The following is a 16287-nucleotide window of genomic DNA, read 5'->3' on the forward strand; positions in this document are numbered from 1 at the left end:
TCTTTGGTCAGAACTATTTTGAGTGTAGCACAAATGGCTTTTTTAGTTGTCTAGCTTAATTTTACAATCGGCGTTATGAAAAATTGGCTGTTATGTTAGAGTTTTTTTTGGAAAATCTCTATACTCTAAATAGGGAAAAGGTATGGATGGAAGGACGTGAAATAGATGCTAAAAAAATTACTGGCGAATGTCGGAGAGTATAAGAAGCAAAGTTTTCAGACACCGATCTTTACGATGGGAGAAGTCGTGATGGATGTGGTGATGCCTTTGATCATGGCGGGATTGATCGACCACGGAATCGAAAAAAGTGATAGTAACGCAATTTTACGATATGGGGGTCTGTTATTTTTGTGTGCGCTGTTTGCATTGGCGATGGGGACCTTAGGCGGTCGGACGGCAGCGATAGCTTCCGCAGGATTTGCTAAAAATTTGCGTCACAATTTGTTTCAACAGATCCAAAGTTTTTCATTTTCTAATATTGATCGTTTTTCAAGTTCTAGTTTAATCACTCGATTGACGACCGATGTGACGAATGTACAGAATGCCTATCAAATGGTGATTCGAATATTGGTTCGTTCACCCCTGATTTTGATTTTCTCATTAGTCATGACGTTTCAGATCAATCAGCAATTATCGATGATTTATTTAGTGATTGTGCCGATTATGATTGTCGGGTTAGGCTTGATTATTCGTTTTGCCCATCCATTATTCGAAAAAGTATTTCGGACGTATGATCGTCTGAATAATGTCGTGCATGAAAATCTGCAAGGGATTCGCGTAGTGAAATCCTATGTTCGTGAGGAGTATGAGGAAGAAAAATTTAGCCAAGTATCTAAAATGGTCTTTGATAATTTCTCCAAAGCGCAACGAATCGTCGCCTTTAATATGCCGTTGTTGCAGGTAGCTGTCTATACGTGTATGCTGCTGCTTTCTTGGCTAGGGGCGGAGTTAATCGTGGACAAGGGCACTTTGACCACCGGTGAATTAGTTAGCATGTTCAACTATACGATGCAGATCTTAATGAGTCTAATGATGATGTCGATGACCTTTGTTCAATTAATGATCGCACAGACCTCGGCAAAGCGGATCACAGAAGTTTTGAATGAAGAAAGTGATTTGAAAAATGGTGATCAGCCTTTAGCGGAAGTACCGGATGGTTCGGTGGAATTTCAAGAGGTGTGCTTTAGCTACAAAGATGATATGGACAAGCTAGTGTTAGAAAATATCAATTTGAAAATCGCGTCTGGGGAAGTGATTGGAATCGTTGGTGGCACAGGTAGTTCGAAATCAAGCTTAGTGCAATTGATTCCGCGCTTGTATGACGTGACCCATGGTGCGATCAAAGTGGGTGGCAACGATGTCCGCCGGTATGATCTAGAGACGCTTCGTGATCAAGTCGGAATGGTCCTGCAAAACAATGTCCTGTTTAGTGGTACGATTACGGAAAATTTGCGCTGGGGTGATGCAGAGGCGACGGAAGCGGAAGTGATCCGCGCAGCGAAAATCGCCCAAGCGGATTCTTTTATCCAAGAATTTCCTAATAAGTATGACACTATGATCTCTGAAGGCGGGAATAATGTTTCCGGCGGACAGAAGCAGCGATTGACCATTGCTCGAGCACTATTGAAAAAACCGAAAATTTTGATTTTAGATGATTCCACCAGTGCAGTAGATACGAAGACAGATCGTGCGATTCGTGAAGGGCTGTCGAAAGAGATTCCAGGAACGACGACCTTTATTATTTCTCAGCGAGTTAGCTCGATCCAAGACGCGGATCGAATCATCGTCTTAGATGATGGGAAGATCAATGGTATCGGGACGCATGAAGAATTGTTGGCGGAGAATCAGATTTATCAAGAAGTCTTCGACTCGCAGCAGAAAGGATTTGGTGGTCAAAATGAAGAATAAAATGACACCTCCAGCAAATCCGAAAAAAACCATCAAACGTCTGCTCACAATTATGGTTAAAGAATACAAAATTCAATTAGTCATCGTCTTTTTCATGATCTTATTAAGTGCTTTTGCCAATGTACGAGGTTCCTTGTTTTTACAAGTGGTGATCGATGAGTATATCACGCCTTTAGTAGGTCAGAATAATCCAGATTTCAGCGGCTTATTAAAAGCAATCATGACGATGGCGCTGATTTATGTCGTGGGAATCATTGGGACGCTTTCTTATAACTTGATTATGGTTAAAGTTTCTGAAGGTACTCAGAAAAAAATCCGTGATCAAATGTTTAATCATTTAGAAACCTTGCCGCTGCGTTATTTTGATTCCAATGCGGATGGTGATATCATGAGTCATTTTACGAATGATACCGACACCTTACGGCAGATGATTTCTCAAAGCATCCCGAATCTAATGATGGCTGCGGTTACTTTTGTCTCAGTCTTTATTGCGATGTTTTCGTTAAGTGTGCCACTGACTTGTTTTGTGATTGTCTCAGTCTCTTTGATGTTTGTGATGCTGCGTTTCATTTCGAACCGTAGTGGCCGCTATTTTGGGGAACAGCAGCGCTCGATTGGGAAGGTCAACGGTTATATTGAAGAAATGATGCATGGACAAAAAGTCGTCAAAATCTTTAATCACGAAACGACTGCGATTAAAGATTTCGATGTCATCAATGAGCAATTAAAAGAGAGTGCCACCAAAGCTAATGGAACTGCCAACATGCTGATGCCGATCATGATGAATTTATTGAATATCCAGTATGTCTTAGTTGCAATCATTGGTGGGTTGTTTGCTGTTTATGGCGTGTCTGCCTTAACAGTGGGGATGATTGCTTCTTTCTTACAGCTGAGCCGTTCCTTGAATGGACCAATCAGCCAAATTTCTCAGCAGATTAATTTTGTCATCATGGCTTTAGCTGGTGCTGAACGGATTTTTAATTTATTAGATGAGGCATCCGAAGTTGATGATGGCTACGTGACTTTAGTTAATGTAAAGGTAGTGGCTGACGAATTAATTGAAACCAATGAGCGTACGGGGATTTGGGCATGGAAACATCCTCATGAGAATGGAACCACTTCCTATGTTCGTTTGACGGGCGATGTCCGCTTTGAAGACGTAGATTTTGGGTACAACGATGACCAATTAGTGCTTCACGACATTAATCTTTATGCAGAGCCGGGACAAAAAGTTGCCTTTGTTGGGGCAACCGGTGCTGGAAAAACTACGATCACGAATTTGATCAATCGTTTTTACGATATCCAAGACGGCAAGATTCGTTACGATGGCGTCAATGTTAAAAAAATCAAAAAAAAATCCTTACGTTCCTCGTTGGGGATCGTTTTACAGGATACCCACTTATTTACCGGCACAGTCAAGGAAAATATTCGTTATGGTCGTTTAGGTGCAACAGATGAAGAGGTCTATCAAGCGGCTAAGCTTTCTAATGCGGATACCTTTATCCAACACCTGCCGGAAAAATATGAGACAGTTATCACAGGCGATGGTGAGGGCTTGTCACAAGGTCAGCGGCAATTATTGGCGATCGCTCGGGCCGCCATCGCGGATCCGCCAGTAATGATTATGGATGAAGCGACTTCCAGTATTGATACCCGGACAGAAAGTATCGTTCAGTCAGGAATGGACCGCCTAATGGAAGGGCGAACAGTATTCGTGATCGCCCATCGTCTTTCAACGATTCAAAATTCTGACGTGATCATGGTTATGGACCATGGCCGTATCATCGAACGTGGTGATCACGAAAGCTTGTTGGCAGAGGGCGGAATGTATTATCAATTGTATACTGGCAAAGTGGAGCTAGACTAGTGCTCTAAAAATATTTAAGAAACCCAATCAGGTGTTTTCCTCAACTGGGGGAGACCCCTGATTTTTTTGCGAGTTAGACTAATTATGCTAAACGGGATTCGTGCCGTTGTACGAAAAATGAAAATCAAATCAGTCTTTTTTGATTTTTGAAAAATTAATTATTTTGACTAAGCTAGTCGAAAAACTTTGCGTGAAAGAGCTTGGGTCATTTAATTGGAAGAAGTCAGAAAATATCGTTACAATAACTATACAGCAGTAAAGCAATTAAAAAGGGTGATTTGACGAGAAGATTGAGGGTTCAAGGGTATCTTTCAACGATTTAGCTAAGGCTACGTGATCAAAAAAGTTTTGATTGGCTTGAAAGGTGAGGCAGTGACCACTTTAGAAATTCGTTATCAACCAATGATTTTTAACAGAGAGGATGCAGGAAGATGAAACGTTTTGCAATCAAAGATTATGGTGCAGCAAAAGATGTATTGACTGAAATTGAAGGAGAGCCTCGTCCAGTTGATGAGACCCACGTGCGGGTAGAAATTGTCACCTTCGCGATTAATCCTTATGATGTAGCATTACGGCAAGGAGCGATGCGAGCATTTCGAAAAGTAACATTTCCTTATGTCTTAGGCAATGACGGCGCCGGCATCGTAACAGAAGTCGGCAAGGACATCACACACGTAAAAGTCGGTGATGAAGTGATTGTACATGCCATTAGCGGGACGTATGGCGAAGAGATCGTCGTTCCCGGTAAAAAGATCGTAAAAAAACCAGCGGCGATGTCGTGGGAAGTAGCTGCTGGTGCAGTGACACCATGGCTAACAACGTATAATTTAGTCACGCATCTACTAGGCGATCAGATTGGTGAAACAGTGATGGTACAAGGCGCTTCCGGTGCTGTGGGTTCATTGCTGGTCCAATTTTTGAAGGCTCAAGGAAAAACCGTTTTAGCTTCGGCTGCTAAACGAAATGAAGCACTCGTTCGTCAGCTTGGCGTGGATCAATTTGTGGCTTACGATGAAGCGGATGCGGGAGAAATATTTGCTGATCAGGCAGATACCGTAATTGATGCAACGAAGGGCGGTCGTGCAGGCAAAGCAGGGATGGAAATCATGAAAGCCGGTGGGAACTTTGTCGCGTTAAATGATTTGCCAACGGAGCAAATCAAGCAAGGAAATTATTTTTCTTTTGGCCCTTCGAAGGAGTATTCTGATGCAGAGGCTTTGACTGCATTAGCTGATTTTTCCCAGCAGCTTCACTTAACGATTGCTGAAGTTTTGCCTTTTGATCTAGCCAGTGTGATCGAAGGCCATGAGCGATTGGAAGGCCACCCGGCTGCTGGAAAAATTATCGTTAAGAAGGCGGCGGAATGATGAATCAAGAAAAATGGCTGTTAGTCAAAGAAAACTTTGAGGGAACAGAGGATTTGACGGACGGGTACTATCGTCTGCGTTCAATTGAGGAAGGCTATGAATTTGCCTACTTAGTTGCAGGGCCTTGTGGCGACAAAATTCCGCATCCGACAATCAAGTTGCGAAAAGAAGGAACCCACATTCAACCGATTGCTTTACGCGATTTAGAAGAGACCCCAATCTTGAATTTGACTGAAGCTGAGGGGGATCGAAAGAAAATTGAGGAACAGACGGAACAGCTTCTGGATCGCTTCATAAAGATAAAAAAGCTTAGTATTTAAGCATTTCTTTAGTATTTATTAGGTGAAAAGGGATACAATTATGACAAATCGATAGGAATGTCAAAAAAGGTGATTTCAGATACTCATCAGAATTGAAATTAGCCGAAATTCCGTGCTACAGTAGCTCAGCGAGAAAAAATAGTAGGTGAAATCAATGAAAGTTTTACAATCCCTTAAAAATACATGGACTCTTTTTCGACTAGATTGGCGACGAATTTTTAAAAATCCAATCGCCATTTTTCTGATGGCTGCATTAGTCATCATTCCCTCACTCTATGCTTGGTTCAATATCAAAGCGTTATGGGACCCTTATTCTAATACTGGGGAGCTGCCGATTGCGGTCTACAGTGCCGATGTGGGAGCAAACTTCCAAGATAAGGACGTAGAGATTGGGAAAGAAGTCATTAAAAATCTCCATGAAAACAAACAATTAGGCTGGCGTTTCGTTGACTCGAAGAAACAAGTCGTTGACGGCGTTCGCTCAGGAAAATATTATGCCGGCATTTATTTACCCAAAGAATTTTCCAAGGACTTACTAAGCTTTACTTCAGGAGATATTAAGAAACCAAAGATCGAATATTATCTGAATCAAAAGATCAACGCGATCGCTCCGAAGATCACAGATAAAGGTGCCGGTTCGATCCAACAAGAGATCAGTCAAGAATTTATTAAGACGGCCAGCTCGACTTTATTGAAAGTCTTTAACGAGATCGGCTACGACATTGATGCCAATCTCGTTAGTATCAACAAGGTCAAAAATTTGATTTTGACGACTAACGACAATTTAGACGAGATCGATAAATACACGCAAGAAGTCGTAGCAGTCCAAGGCAAGATGCCTGAGCTAAAAGAAAAATTAGCAAAGGCGAATGAATTTGAAAGTTACTTGCCGCAAGTTGATGAGATGGGTCAGAAATTAATTGCTTTAAATCAAAAAATGCCTGAGATTAAAAAGCAGGCCAGCGTCATTTTAACCTTGCAACAAAAAATCCCAGAAATCCAACAAGCCGGTAATCAATTGGCTCAAGTCGATAGTGATTTTGCTTCGATTGAAAAGACGATGAATGACGGGATCAACGAAGCCAAACAAGGACTGAATATTATTCATCAAGTCCAAACTATTTTACCCGATATCGAAAAACTAGGTAATCAAGCCAATGATTTGGCAGGCACTACCAAGGACGGCGCTGAAAAATTAAAAGCAGCCGTGCCAAGTATTTCAAGCAGTGTGCAAGTAACCTTGCAGTCGATTGGGCAGGTAGCGGAAACAACCAATTCATTAGCTGGTTCGATTAAAACCGCAATAGAAGATAATCAACTGAGTCAAGACGAAAAAGATACGCTTAGCAAATTGATTAATAGCTTCATTCAAGGAAATAAGGATCAACAAGCAGCGATTGATTCTCTTTCTACAATGGTTCAGAACATGAAAGACTTAGCCGACAAAAATGGTGATACGGATGCTAGCCAGAAGCTAGGCAATATTTTAACGATGTTAGCCAGTGCTAAACAAACATTGAATAATTTGAATGATCGTTTGAATGATTTAAATACTGCTATTCAAAGTGGTAATATTGATCAAATTAGGAGCTTTTTACAGCAGGTTCAAGATGCTGCAAGTAATGTCGCCAGTGTTGTCAATAGCATCAATGCGGAACAAGTTGGTCAAACCGTCAGCACGATCCTTGATAAATTAATCAACACGATCACGACGGCTCAGGGTGTTTTGAATCAAGCGCAGCAGATTGATTTTGCCTCATTGCTGAATTCCACTGAAGGAACTGTCAGCAACGCCATTACGTTCTTAGAGAAGTACCAAAAACAAATGCCAGCAATCGGTCAAGAAGTTCATGACGCGAATACGTTGCTAAATGGTCACATGAATGAGATTGTGAATGGGATTAATACTGGGGCGGATCTTTACAACAATGAACTGCCCGTCGTTGAAGAAAAATTAGGTTTAGCGGCGAACTTCATGCAAAATGATTGGCCTGGAGTCAAAAAAGATTTAACTGGTGGCTTGAAGGTAGCTAACGACAAACTGCCGGAAGTTGAACAAGCCTTGAATCTTGCGACCGATTTAATCAAAAATGATTACCCAAGTTTACGGAGCGGGATTCAAAAAGCGGCGAAAGCAATCGGAGAAGGGGAAGATACTATCGACTTCGGTCAAGTATTGAAATTATTGAAACTGGATGCTCAGAAGGAAAGTGATTTCTTTACAACTCCCGTAGAACTACAAACCAACACGATGTATCCAATTGCCAATAACGGTTCTGCCAGCACGCCATTTTATACCGCCCTTTGTTTGTGGGTAGGTGCAGTATTGTTCTCCAGTGTTACAACGACGGAATTTGTCTTAGATAAAAAAGATCGCGGCAAATACACCAAACGGGAACGATTTGGTGCGCGGATGCTGACTTATCTAACCGTTAGTGTCGGACAAGCATTGATCGTAACGCTTGGGAATATGTTCTTATTAGGTGTGTACGTGAAGAATCCAGTCTATAGTGTGCTCTTCGCTGTCTTAGTGGCTCTGGCCTTCATGATGATCGTCTACGTGCTTGTAGCACTCTTTGGAACAGTCGGCAAAGGGATCGCAATCATTATCTTGGTTCTATCTATCTCAGGTGGTGGTGGGAATTATCCAATTCAAGTCTCTGGAAAATTCTTCCAAGCGGTTAATCCATGGCTGCCGTTTACCCATGCGGTGAATTTATTGCGGGAGAGTGCCGGTGGAATCTATTGGCCAAACGCCAGTCAAGATATCATCATCATGATCGTTTTGTTTATCATCTTCGGTATCTTAGGTACTTGGGCGTATCCATTGCTACAACCGCATTTGAAGAAGCTGACGAAAGTCGCTCATGAAAGCAAAATTTTCCATTAAAAATAAGCAGGCAAAACAACAGTGTATAACTATTGTTTTGCCTGCTTTCGTGTTTTACTTAGGTTATGAAAAGACTTTGAAAAAAGTCATTGACATTTAGATTGAGGACGAGTAATATTTCGCTTGTTTGCATTTTTTTGAAGGCTTATTTGTTTGCTTGTAGTGCAGGTTTGAAGCGAGTAGATAGGGATGAAATCAAACATATCTTTTTGAAAATATAGAATTAGTTAGAATAAGGAGTGAGTCTTGTGGATTATCTTAAACGCTTGCTGGTCGGTCGGCCACTGAAGTCGTCGGAAAATGATGATCAAAATCTATCTCGTTTCGCGGCTTTGGCGATGCTTTCATCAGACGCGTTGTCTTCAGTTGCTTATGGGACAGAGCAGATTGTTGTTGTTCTGGTAACGTTGTCTGCAGCAGCTATTTGGTATTCATTGCCAATTGCAGTCGTCGTTTTAGTGTTATTGACGTCGTTGATTTTGTCTTATCGTCAAATTATTCATGCATATCCTCATGGAGGCGGCGCTTATGTCGTTAGTAGTGAGAATTTAGGAAAGAACGCGGGCCTAATCGCCGGGGGCTCGCTCCTAGTCGATTATATGCTGACGGTGGCTGTATCGGTCTCAGCTGGTGCAGAAGCGATTGCTTCCGCCATCCCAGCCTTGTATCATCATCGCGTGTTGATTTCTGTCATTATTGTCTTATTATTGATGCTGATGAATTTACGAGGCTTGCGTGAAAGCGCGGGGCTGCTGATGACACCAGTCTACAGTTTTATTGCAGTCATCACGATTTTGATTGTCGTTGGCTTTGTAAAAATCTTAACTGGTGCAGCACCGATGCACGCAACCGCACAGGTTGGAGCTGTCGTACCAGGAGTTACAGTTGCGTTATTGCTACGAGCATTTTCTTCGGGTTCTTCTTCATTAACCGGTGTAGAAGCAATCAGTAATGCGGTACCGTTCTTCAAAAAACCGCGGGCGAAAAATGCGGCTGGAACCTTAGCCATGATGGGCTTAATTCTAGGCTTCTTCTTTAGTGGAATTACCTTTTTAAGCTATTGGGTTGGTGTTGTTCCTACAGCTAAAGTAACGGTCTTATCACAAGTGGGTGAAGCCGTGTTCGGCAAAGGGATCATGTATTATGTATTGCAATTCGTGACCGCATTGATTTTAGCAGTCGCTGCCAATACCGGCTTCTCGGCTTTTCCAGTCTTAGCTTATAACTTAGCTAAAGATAAATTTTTACCTCACCGTTACCAAGATCGTGGCGACCGTCTAGGGTATTCCAATGGGATCATTACCTTAGCTTTAGGTTCGATCATTCTATTGCTGATCTTCCAAGGATCGACAGAACGTTTGATTCCATTGTATTCAGTCGGAGTGTTTATTCCCTTTACACTATCGCAAACGGGAATGGTCTTAAAATGGCGTAAAGAAGGGCCGCATTGGTTTAGAAAATCGATTGCGAATATTATCGGTGCCTTGATTTCCTTTGCTATTGTGGTAATTTTATTTGCTTATCGTTTACTTGATATTTGGCCATTCTTCATTATCATGCCGATTTTGATCTATGCTTTTTATAAAGTCCATGGTCATTATAAAAATGTAGCGGAGCAATTGCGCTTAGTGGATGATGTAGAATTGCATGATTACGCTGGCAATACTGTGATCGTTTTAGTCGGTAATGTGACACAAGTAAACATTGGTGCGATTAACTATGCTCGCTCGATTGGCGACTACGTAATTGCGATGCACGTGTCACTAGAAGAAAATGAAGAGAAGGAAAAGGAGATTCGCCGAGAGTTCCGGGAAAAATTCCCAGATGTCCGCTTTTCCGTTGTTCGTTCACCGTATCGTTCGATTGTGAACCCAGTCAGTCGTTATGTGGATCGTGTAAGCAAAAATGCTCGTGAGCATAATTATACGACGACCGTGTTGATTCCAGAATTCGTTCCTAACAGAACCTGGAAACGATCGCTCCATAACCAGACAGCGTTGCGTTTGCGTTTCCGTCTGTCGTATCGCGACGATATTATCATTAGTACCTATAACTACCATTTGAAGAAATAAATAAGAGGTTGCTCATTTTTGGTGAGCAACCTCTCTTTTTTATCTGCTTGTCTTTGTTGCTGGATCTAACTTCCGTTCAACGATACTTAAGATCCAATCGGTAACGATCGCCATTAAGGCAGTTGGCAAAGCACCCGCTAAAATAATGGCTGTTCCATCAGTCGCGTTCGTTCCTCGGATAATAATATCTCCTAAGCCGCCGGCACCGACGAAGGCACCAATGGCGGTGATCCCGATCGCAACGACCAATGCATTCCGAATTCCCGCCATAATGACGGAAACGGATAAGGGGAGCTCAATCATGTAGAGACGCTGCCAATTGGTCATCCCCATGCCTGTCCCAACATCCAATGCGTTTTTATCAACTTGGCGCATGCCTGTATAGGTGTTCTTGATGATTGGCAAGAGGGAATATAAGAAGACGGTCAAGATTACAACGTTGACGCCTAAACCCATGCCGATCATCAATACAGAAATCATAGCTAATGAAGGGATCGTTTGGATGATATTTGCCAAACGAATCACCCAGTTGGCTAGTTTTGAATGACGGGCGATGAAGATCCCCACTGGAATCGCAACGATTGCCGCAAATAGTACACCATAGATCGAGATGAGAAAGTGGCGAATAAATTGTTGGAAAACAATACTGCCATTCGTTTGAAAATATTGAATAAATTGTTGAAAGGTATTTAGATTTTCCACTTCGGTCACTTCCCTTCGAAATAGTTATGTTCTTTTAGAAAATCTTCTGCGACAATCTCAGGTTCTACGAGATCATTATCGGCTTTGTAATTCAACTTTTGCATTTGCTCGGTATCAATGGTTCCGGCTAATCGTTCCAATGCGTCTTTGACTTTAGGGTCAGATCGCAACAGCTCATTGGAAACAATCGGCGCTGCGTCATAGGGTGGGAAGAAACGCAAATCATCTTCTAGCATCACAAGATCATAGCTAGCGATCCTTCCATCAGTTGAATAGCCTAAGACGATATCCATTTTACCAGCGGATAAAGCATCGTAAACGAGACTGATCTGCATCGGTAAAATAGAAGAAAATTCGAAGCCGTAAGCTTTTTTGAATCCTTCATAGCCGTCTCCTTTACGAGTGATCCATGAAGTATCCACACCGGCCTTTAATTCACCAGCTACTCGTTTTAAGTCACTGACTTTTTTCAAGTTGTATTTTTCAGCGGTGTCCTTACGAACTAAGAAGACATACGTATTATCAAAACCATAAGAAGGAAACCACGTTTGATCGAAGCGTTTTTCAAATTGATCGTGAACGATTTTGAAAGCTTTATCTGGATCTTTTTCAGCAGGTAGTTGCAAGATTGAGGACAAGTCGGTCCCAGTGTAACGAGCTGATGAGATCGAAGCATCTTTTTTTAACATTGCTTGATGGTTGATCATATTGGTGGCCAGATTATTGATCACTGTCGTGTTCTTATCCGTATAGTGTTCCACCATACCAGCCACAAGACTGCCGAGAATCTGCATTTCTGAGGTGATCCCGCCAGTAACGGCGATGGTATCTTCGGTGTCATTGGTGGCTAATCCTGGGAAGGAACAGCTGCTTAGGAAAAGTAATGAAAGACCAAACAGGATCAACGTTTTCAATTTTTTACCCATAGCTTATTCCTCCTTCCGTAATGCTGCTGGTGTCATACGATCTTCCAGCAGACCTAATATGAAATCGACGACTAAAGCGATGATGACTACTGGGATTGTGCCCGCAAAGATCAACGGCGGTTGGAAATTGTTTAACCCGCTGAAGATCATATCACCAAGTCCACCAGCTCCAATATAAGAAGCCAAGGTCGCCCAAGCGATGACGTAAACGGCCGCCAGACGAATCCCCGCCATGATCGTTGGAATTGCAATCGGTAATTCAACCGAAAAAATCGATTGTAGATTGGTCATTCCCATACCTTTAGCCACGTCAACATAATTGCGATCAACGCCTTTCATCCCAATATAGGTGTTTCTCAGAATTGGCAGTAGGGAATAGATGAACAGAGCGACAATCGCAGGGACCTTCCCAACTCCTAAAAGTGGGATCATCAAGGCTAATAAGGCCAATGAAGGGACTGTTTGTAAAACACTGGCAACCCCAATCACAAAACTAGCAATTTTGGGTAGACGCGTTAGCAGGACACCCAAAGGTACAGCGACTAAAATTCCAAGACCTAAAGCCACGGCAGAAATATACAAATGCTCCGTGCTTTTAGTAAGGATTTGTCCGCCGTATTGATTAATAAACGCTTGCATACTTTACGCCTCCTCACTGGATACGATATTTTCAGCAGCATCGCCAAATGTCTCTTCTTCGCCCCACAGCACATCGTAAATAATGTCTACTAACGAAACCCGCGTCAAAATGCCGACAAGATGTTTCTTGTCGTCTACGACAGGCACATATTTTACGCCCCGTTTCAGAATACGTTGCAAGCTATCACGGACTAAGGCGGATTCTTTCACATAGAAAACATTTGGATTGATGAGATCGCCAATGCTCGTTGCTTTGCCGCGGCGACGTTCACGATCGATTGTTTCGATATCTACAAAGCCTTTTAAGACATTGTTTTCATCTACGATCAGCAGTGTATCGACTCGTTTTTCACGCATCAAACGAATCGCATTTTGCAAACTTTTTTCCGGTGTAATTGAGATCGCTGTGTTCATCATAATCTCACCAACGGTAGTCGTATCAGGTTTGGCCTGCAGCAAGCGATCCTCGCCAAGCAGTTCCTCAACGAATTCATTCGCCGGTTTTTGTAAAATATTTTCCGGTGTATCAAATTGAATGACTTTCCCATTGTCCATAATGGCGATCCGGTTGGCTAGCTTCAACGCTTCATCCATATCATGGGTTACAAAGACAATCGTTTTGCCTAAACGTTCTTGTAAATCTTTCACTAAATCTTGCAATGAATCACGGGTGATTGGGTCAAGTGCACCAAAAGGCTCATCCATCAAAATGACATCTTGATCGGCAGCGAGCGCACGAACAACACCAATCCGTTGTTGTTGCCCACCAGATAATTCATGTGGATAACGATCCAGCATGTCTCGTGGCAGTTCAACGAGATCGATCATTTTTTCAGCTGTTTTATTCTGTTCTTCCTTATCGACTTTCAACAGCCGTTGAACCAAAGTGATGTTCTCACGAATCGTCATATGCGGCATTAAGCCGATGTTTTGGATAACGTAGCCAATTTGGCGCCGTAATTCTACCGGATTTTTCTTTTGGATATCTTCTCCATTGATGGTAATCGTACCTTTGGTTGGATCAATCATCCGGTTGATCATTCGCATCGTGGTCGTTTTTCCACTACCACTGGTACCGATTAAACAAATGAATTCCCCTTTATCAAAGGAGAGGTTAACGTCTTCTACAGCTACTTTGTTTCCATTATAAATTTTAGAAACGTGGTCAAATTCAATCATTTTTTCACTCCTAAATGTAAAAAATTTAACAGATTTATAATTTTAGTATGCTACAAAGAATGATAAAAAAGCAAATGACAGGCTCATTGAAAGCGCCAATAAAGCGCCAATAAAGCGCTGTAAAAAGAATTGTTAAATTAAAAAAGAACAGGATTATATTTGTTTTCACTATCTTATTCCTAATAATTGATGTTTTAGAGAAAAGAAAAAAAACAGTTTTCCAAGCGTACTTGAAAAACTGTTGGCGTCTGATTATTTTTCTGAATAAAGCTTTTCTTCGATAGAGGTACGTTGGTCGGCCAGAAAGGGTGGCAAGGCTAGGTGTTCCCCTAAATGTTCCAATGGTTCATCAATCGTAAAGCCAGGTCCCTCCGTGGCGAACTCTACTCGATTTCCGCCGGGTTCGCGAATATAAAGGCTTTTGAAATAGCCGCGGGAAATTATTTTTTCGATTTGCCAATTTTGTTGCTGCGCCTTTTTATAAAGCAAATCCAATGCATTGTCATCCTTCACCGCAAAGGCAACGTGATCAATACTGCCGCGGCCCATCCGGGTCTTTTCGGTAGAAGCTGTTGCGGTAAGTGTGATTTTTTCGTTTGAGCTTAGTTGAATTACTTTATTTTCAGTTGACCAACCTAAGAGTTGCTTAAAAAAGTCCGCTGTTTTTTGCGGATCAGAGACATAAAAATTAATATCAGCTAAACCTAAAATTTGTTTATTAGCTGGAATCTCATTGTTGACGATCGATTCTTTTGCTGGAGTGACTTGTTCCGTCTCGTAAAAAGTCAAGCTGACTTGATCAGGATCATGGACTTTAAGCTTCGCTAGCTTTCTTTCTACGGCAATTCCTTGCGCTTCAAATCGCTGTTGCCAAAAATCTAGACTATCTTTCGGTACGTTCAGCCCAATTTCTGCTAGATAGCGGGTTTCGTCTCGTCGCTGACCAAGATGTGGCACAATAAAAAAAGTGATGACTGAGCCGGGGCTACCTTGATAGTCACCGTAATAATAATGGAGCATGCGGGTATTTTCTTGATTGACAGTATTTTTGACAAAACGCAGACCTAGAAGCTGCGTGTAAAAGGTGAGATTTTCATGTCGATTTTGTGTAAGTAAGGAAACGTGGTGAAAGTATGGCATCGTTTACCCTCCTGGTAATAACTTATTTTTAGTAAGTATACGCGTTTTTTTGTTTTGAGGCTACTACTTGGCTTTTCAAGAAATCCTCTGCATGGTAGAATAGCCGAGGAAAAGAGGAGAAGCTATGTTAACAACTGAAGATTTTGATTTTGATTTACCTGAAGAATTAATTGCTCAAACGCCTCTCGAAAAACGTGACAGCTCGCGTTTATTGGTTTTGGATCATCAAACGGGAAAAATTGAGGACAAGCATTTTGATGCGATTATTGATGAATTAAATGCCGGTGATGCGTTAGTTATGAATGATACGCGGGTACTGCCTGCTCGATTGTATGGAGAAAAACCTGAGACTGGTGGTCACTTAGAAGTCTTGCTGTTAAATAATACGCAAGGGGACGAATGGGAGACGTTAATCAAGCCTGCTCGTCGTGCCAAAGTGGGTACGCAAATCGTTTTCGGTGATGGTCGGTTAAAAGCAGAAGTGAAACAAGAATTAGAACACGGTGGTCGAATCGTAGAATTTTCTTATGAAGGAATCTTTTTAGAAAATCTAGAATCCTTAGGAGAAATGCCTTTACCACCGTACATCAAAGAACGACTGGATGATCCAGAACGGTATCAAACTGTCTATGCCAAAGAAAATGGGTCAGCCGCTGCACCAACGGCGGGGTTACATTTTACGCCGGAACTGTTAGAAAAAATCGCGGCTAAAGGAGTCAAACTGGTTTATTTAACCTTGCACGTCGGATTAGGGACTTTCCGTCCAGTCAGTGTTGATAATATCGCTGAACATCAAATGCATAGTGAATTTTATCGTTTAACAGAAGCAGCCGCTACTCAATTGAATAATGTCCGGAATAACGGTGGGAAAATCGTCGCAGTAGGAACGACTTCGATCCGTACATTGGAAACTATTGGGACTAAATTTGCTGGCGAGATCAAAGCTGATAGCGGTTGGACCGATATCTTTATTACCCCAGGATATGAATTCAAAGTCGTTCAAGCCTTTTCAACCAATTTTCACTTGCCTAAATCAACTTTAGTAATGTTAGTGAGTGCATTTGCGGGTCGAGAAGCAACATTAGCTGCCTATCATCACGCGATCGAAGAACGGTATCGCTTCTTTAGCTTTGGCGATGCAATGTTTGTAAAATAATATCATGAAAGCCAGCGGAGAAATTCGCTGGCTTTTTTTTGTATAAACAAAATAAAACATTGATCCAATTTGGAAACGAGTGAAACGGCTTGCTTTCATGCTACAAATATCGATTAATGGA

12 protein-coding genes are annotated in these 16287 nt (G+C 41.9%); 7 read left to right on the forward strand and 5 right to left on the reverse strand.

All coding sequences use genetic code 11. The annotated features are described in order from the left end of the window. Positions 1–165 precede the first annotated feature (165 nt). The 6 genes from FFM67_RS11290 to kimA all read left to right on the forward strand — a co-directional run bounded on the left by FFM67_RS11290 (position 166) and on the right by kimA (position 10424). Complete coding sequence (locus FFM67_RS11290) at positions 166–1908, forward strand: ABC transporter ATP-binding protein (RefSeq protein WP_137614653.1); 1743 nt, start codon at positions 166–168, stop codon at positions 1906–1908. Beyond that, positions 1898–3775: an ABC transporter ATP-binding protein gene (locus FFM67_RS11295; RefSeq protein WP_137614654.1), complete on the forward strand. Its 1878-nt coding sequence runs from the start codon at positions 1898–1900 to the stop codon at positions 3773–3775. The genes FFM67_RS11290 and FFM67_RS11295 overlap by 11 nt, the downstream gene beginning before the upstream one ends. 431 nt (positions 3776–4206) lie before the next feature. Next, positions 4207–5142, forward strand: coding sequence for an NADP-dependent oxidoreductase (locus FFM67_RS11300; protein ID WP_137614655.1), 936 nt, complete (start codon positions 4207–4209; stop codon positions 5140–5142). Continuing rightward, the gene (locus FFM67_RS11305) at positions 5139–5462 is read left to right on the forward strand and encodes a hypothetical protein (RefSeq protein ID WP_246042987.1); all 324 of its coding nucleotides are present in this window, start codon (positions 5139–5141) and stop codon (positions 5460–5462) included. Before FFM67_RS11300 ends, FFM67_RS11305 begins: the two co-directional genes overlap by 4 nt. 154 nt (positions 5463–5616) lie before the next feature. Continuing rightward, positions 5617–8352: a YhgE/Pip domain-containing protein gene (locus tag FFM67_RS11310; RefSeq protein ID WP_137614656.1), complete on the forward strand. Its 2736-nt coding sequence runs from the start codon at positions 5617–5619 to the stop codon at positions 8350–8352. Positions 8353–8600: 248 nt separating this feature from the next. Further along, on the forward strand, positions 8601–10424 hold the full coding sequence (gene kimA, locus FFM67_RS11315) for a potassium transporter KimA (protein WP_137614657.1): 1824 nt from the start codon (positions 8601–8603) through the stop codon (positions 10422–10424). Between the two features lie 39 nt (positions 10425–10463). On the opposite strand, the gene FFM67_RS11320 is transcribed toward kimA, so the two are convergent. The 5 genes from FFM67_RS11320 to FFM67_RS11340 all read right to left on the reverse strand — a co-directional run bounded on the left by FFM67_RS11320 (position 10464) and on the right by FFM67_RS11340 (position 15010). Beyond that, on the reverse strand, positions 10464–11126 hold the full coding sequence (locus FFM67_RS11320; protein ID WP_137614658.1) for an ABC transporter permease: 663 nt from the start codon (positions 11124–11126) through the stop codon (positions 10464–10466). 5 nt (positions 11127–11131) lie between these two features. Beyond that, positions 11132–12052, reverse strand: a complete 921-nt coding sequence (locus tag FFM67_RS11325; protein ID WP_137614659.1) for an osmoprotectant ABC transporter substrate-binding protein — start codon at positions 12050–12052, stop codon at positions 11132–11134. 3 nt (positions 12053–12055) lie between these two features. Then, a complete protein-coding gene (locus FFM67_RS11330; protein WP_137614660.1) occupies positions 12056–12691 on the reverse strand; it encodes an ABC transporter permease in 636 nt (211 codons plus the stop codon). A gap of 3 nt (positions 12692–12694) precedes the next feature. Further along, positions 12695–13870 carry a betaine/proline/choline family ABC transporter ATP-binding protein gene (locus FFM67_RS11335; RefSeq protein ID WP_137614661.1) on the reverse strand — a complete coding sequence of 392 codons (1176 nt, stop codon included), beginning with the start codon at positions 13868–13870 and terminating at the stop codon, positions 12695–12697. Positions 13871–14122: 252 nt separating this feature from the next. Further along, a complete protein-coding gene (locus FFM67_RS11340) occupies positions 14123–15010 on the reverse strand; it encodes a VOC family protein (RefSeq protein ID WP_137614662.1) in 888 nt (295 codons plus the stop codon). Between the two features lie 124 nt (positions 15011–15134). Here FFM67_RS11340 and queA point away from each other — a divergent pair, with 124 nt between their 5' ends. Continuing rightward, a complete protein-coding gene (queA, locus tag FFM67_RS11345) occupies positions 15135–16166 on the forward strand; it encodes a tRNA preQ1(34) S-adenosylmethionine ribosyltransferase-isomerase QueA (RefSeq protein ID WP_137614663.1) in 1032 nt (343 codons plus the stop codon). Positions 16167–16287 lie beyond the last annotated feature (121 nt).

It is taken from the genome of Enterococcus viikkiensis, assembly GCF_005405345.1.
Lineage (GTDB): Bacteria > Bacillota > Bacilli > Lactobacillales > Enterococcaceae > Enterococcus_A > Enterococcus_A viikkiensis.

What these genes read in the sequence shown, in the direction of transcription:
- FFM67_RS11290 (WP_137614653.1), top strand. Translation starts at nt 166, where the DNA reads ATGCTAAAAAAATTACTGGCGAATGTCGGAGAGTATAAGAAGCAAAGT.
- FFM67_RS11295 (WP_137614654.1), top strand. Translation starts at nt 1,898, where the DNA reads ATGAAGAATAAAATGACACCTCCAGCAAATCCGAAAAAAACCATCAAA.
- FFM67_RS11300 (WP_137614655.1), top strand. Translation starts at nt 4,207, where the DNA reads ATGAAACGTTTTGCAATCAAAGATTATGGTGCAGCAAAAGATGTATTG.
- FFM67_RS11305 (WP_246042987.1), top strand. Translation starts at nt 5,139, where the DNA reads ATGATGAATCAAGAAAAATGGCTGTTAGTCAAAGAAAACTTTGAGGGA.
- FFM67_RS11310 (WP_137614656.1), top strand. Translation starts at nt 5,617, where the DNA reads ATGAAAGTTTTACAATCCCTTAAAAATACATGGACTCTTTTTCGACTA.
- FFM67_RS11325 (WP_137614659.1), bottom strand. Translation starts at nt 12,052, where the DNA reads ATGGGTAAAAAATTGAAAACGTTGATCCTGTTTGGTCTTTCATTACTT.
- FFM67_RS11330 (WP_137614660.1), bottom strand. Translation starts at nt 12,691, where the DNA reads ATGCAAGCGTTTATTAATCAATACGGCGGACAAATCCTTACTAAAAGC.
- FFM67_RS11335 (WP_137614661.1), bottom strand. Translation starts at nt 13,870, where the DNA reads ATGATTGAATTTGACCACGTTTCTAAAATTTATAATGGAAACAAAGTA.
- FFM67_RS11340 (WP_137614662.1), bottom strand. Translation starts at nt 15,010, where the DNA reads ATGCCATACTTTCACCACGTTTCCTTACTTACACAAAATCGACATGAA.
- queA (WP_137614663.1), top strand. Translation starts at nt 15,135, where the DNA reads ATGTTAACAACTGAAGATTTTGATTTTGATTTACCTGAAGAATTAATT.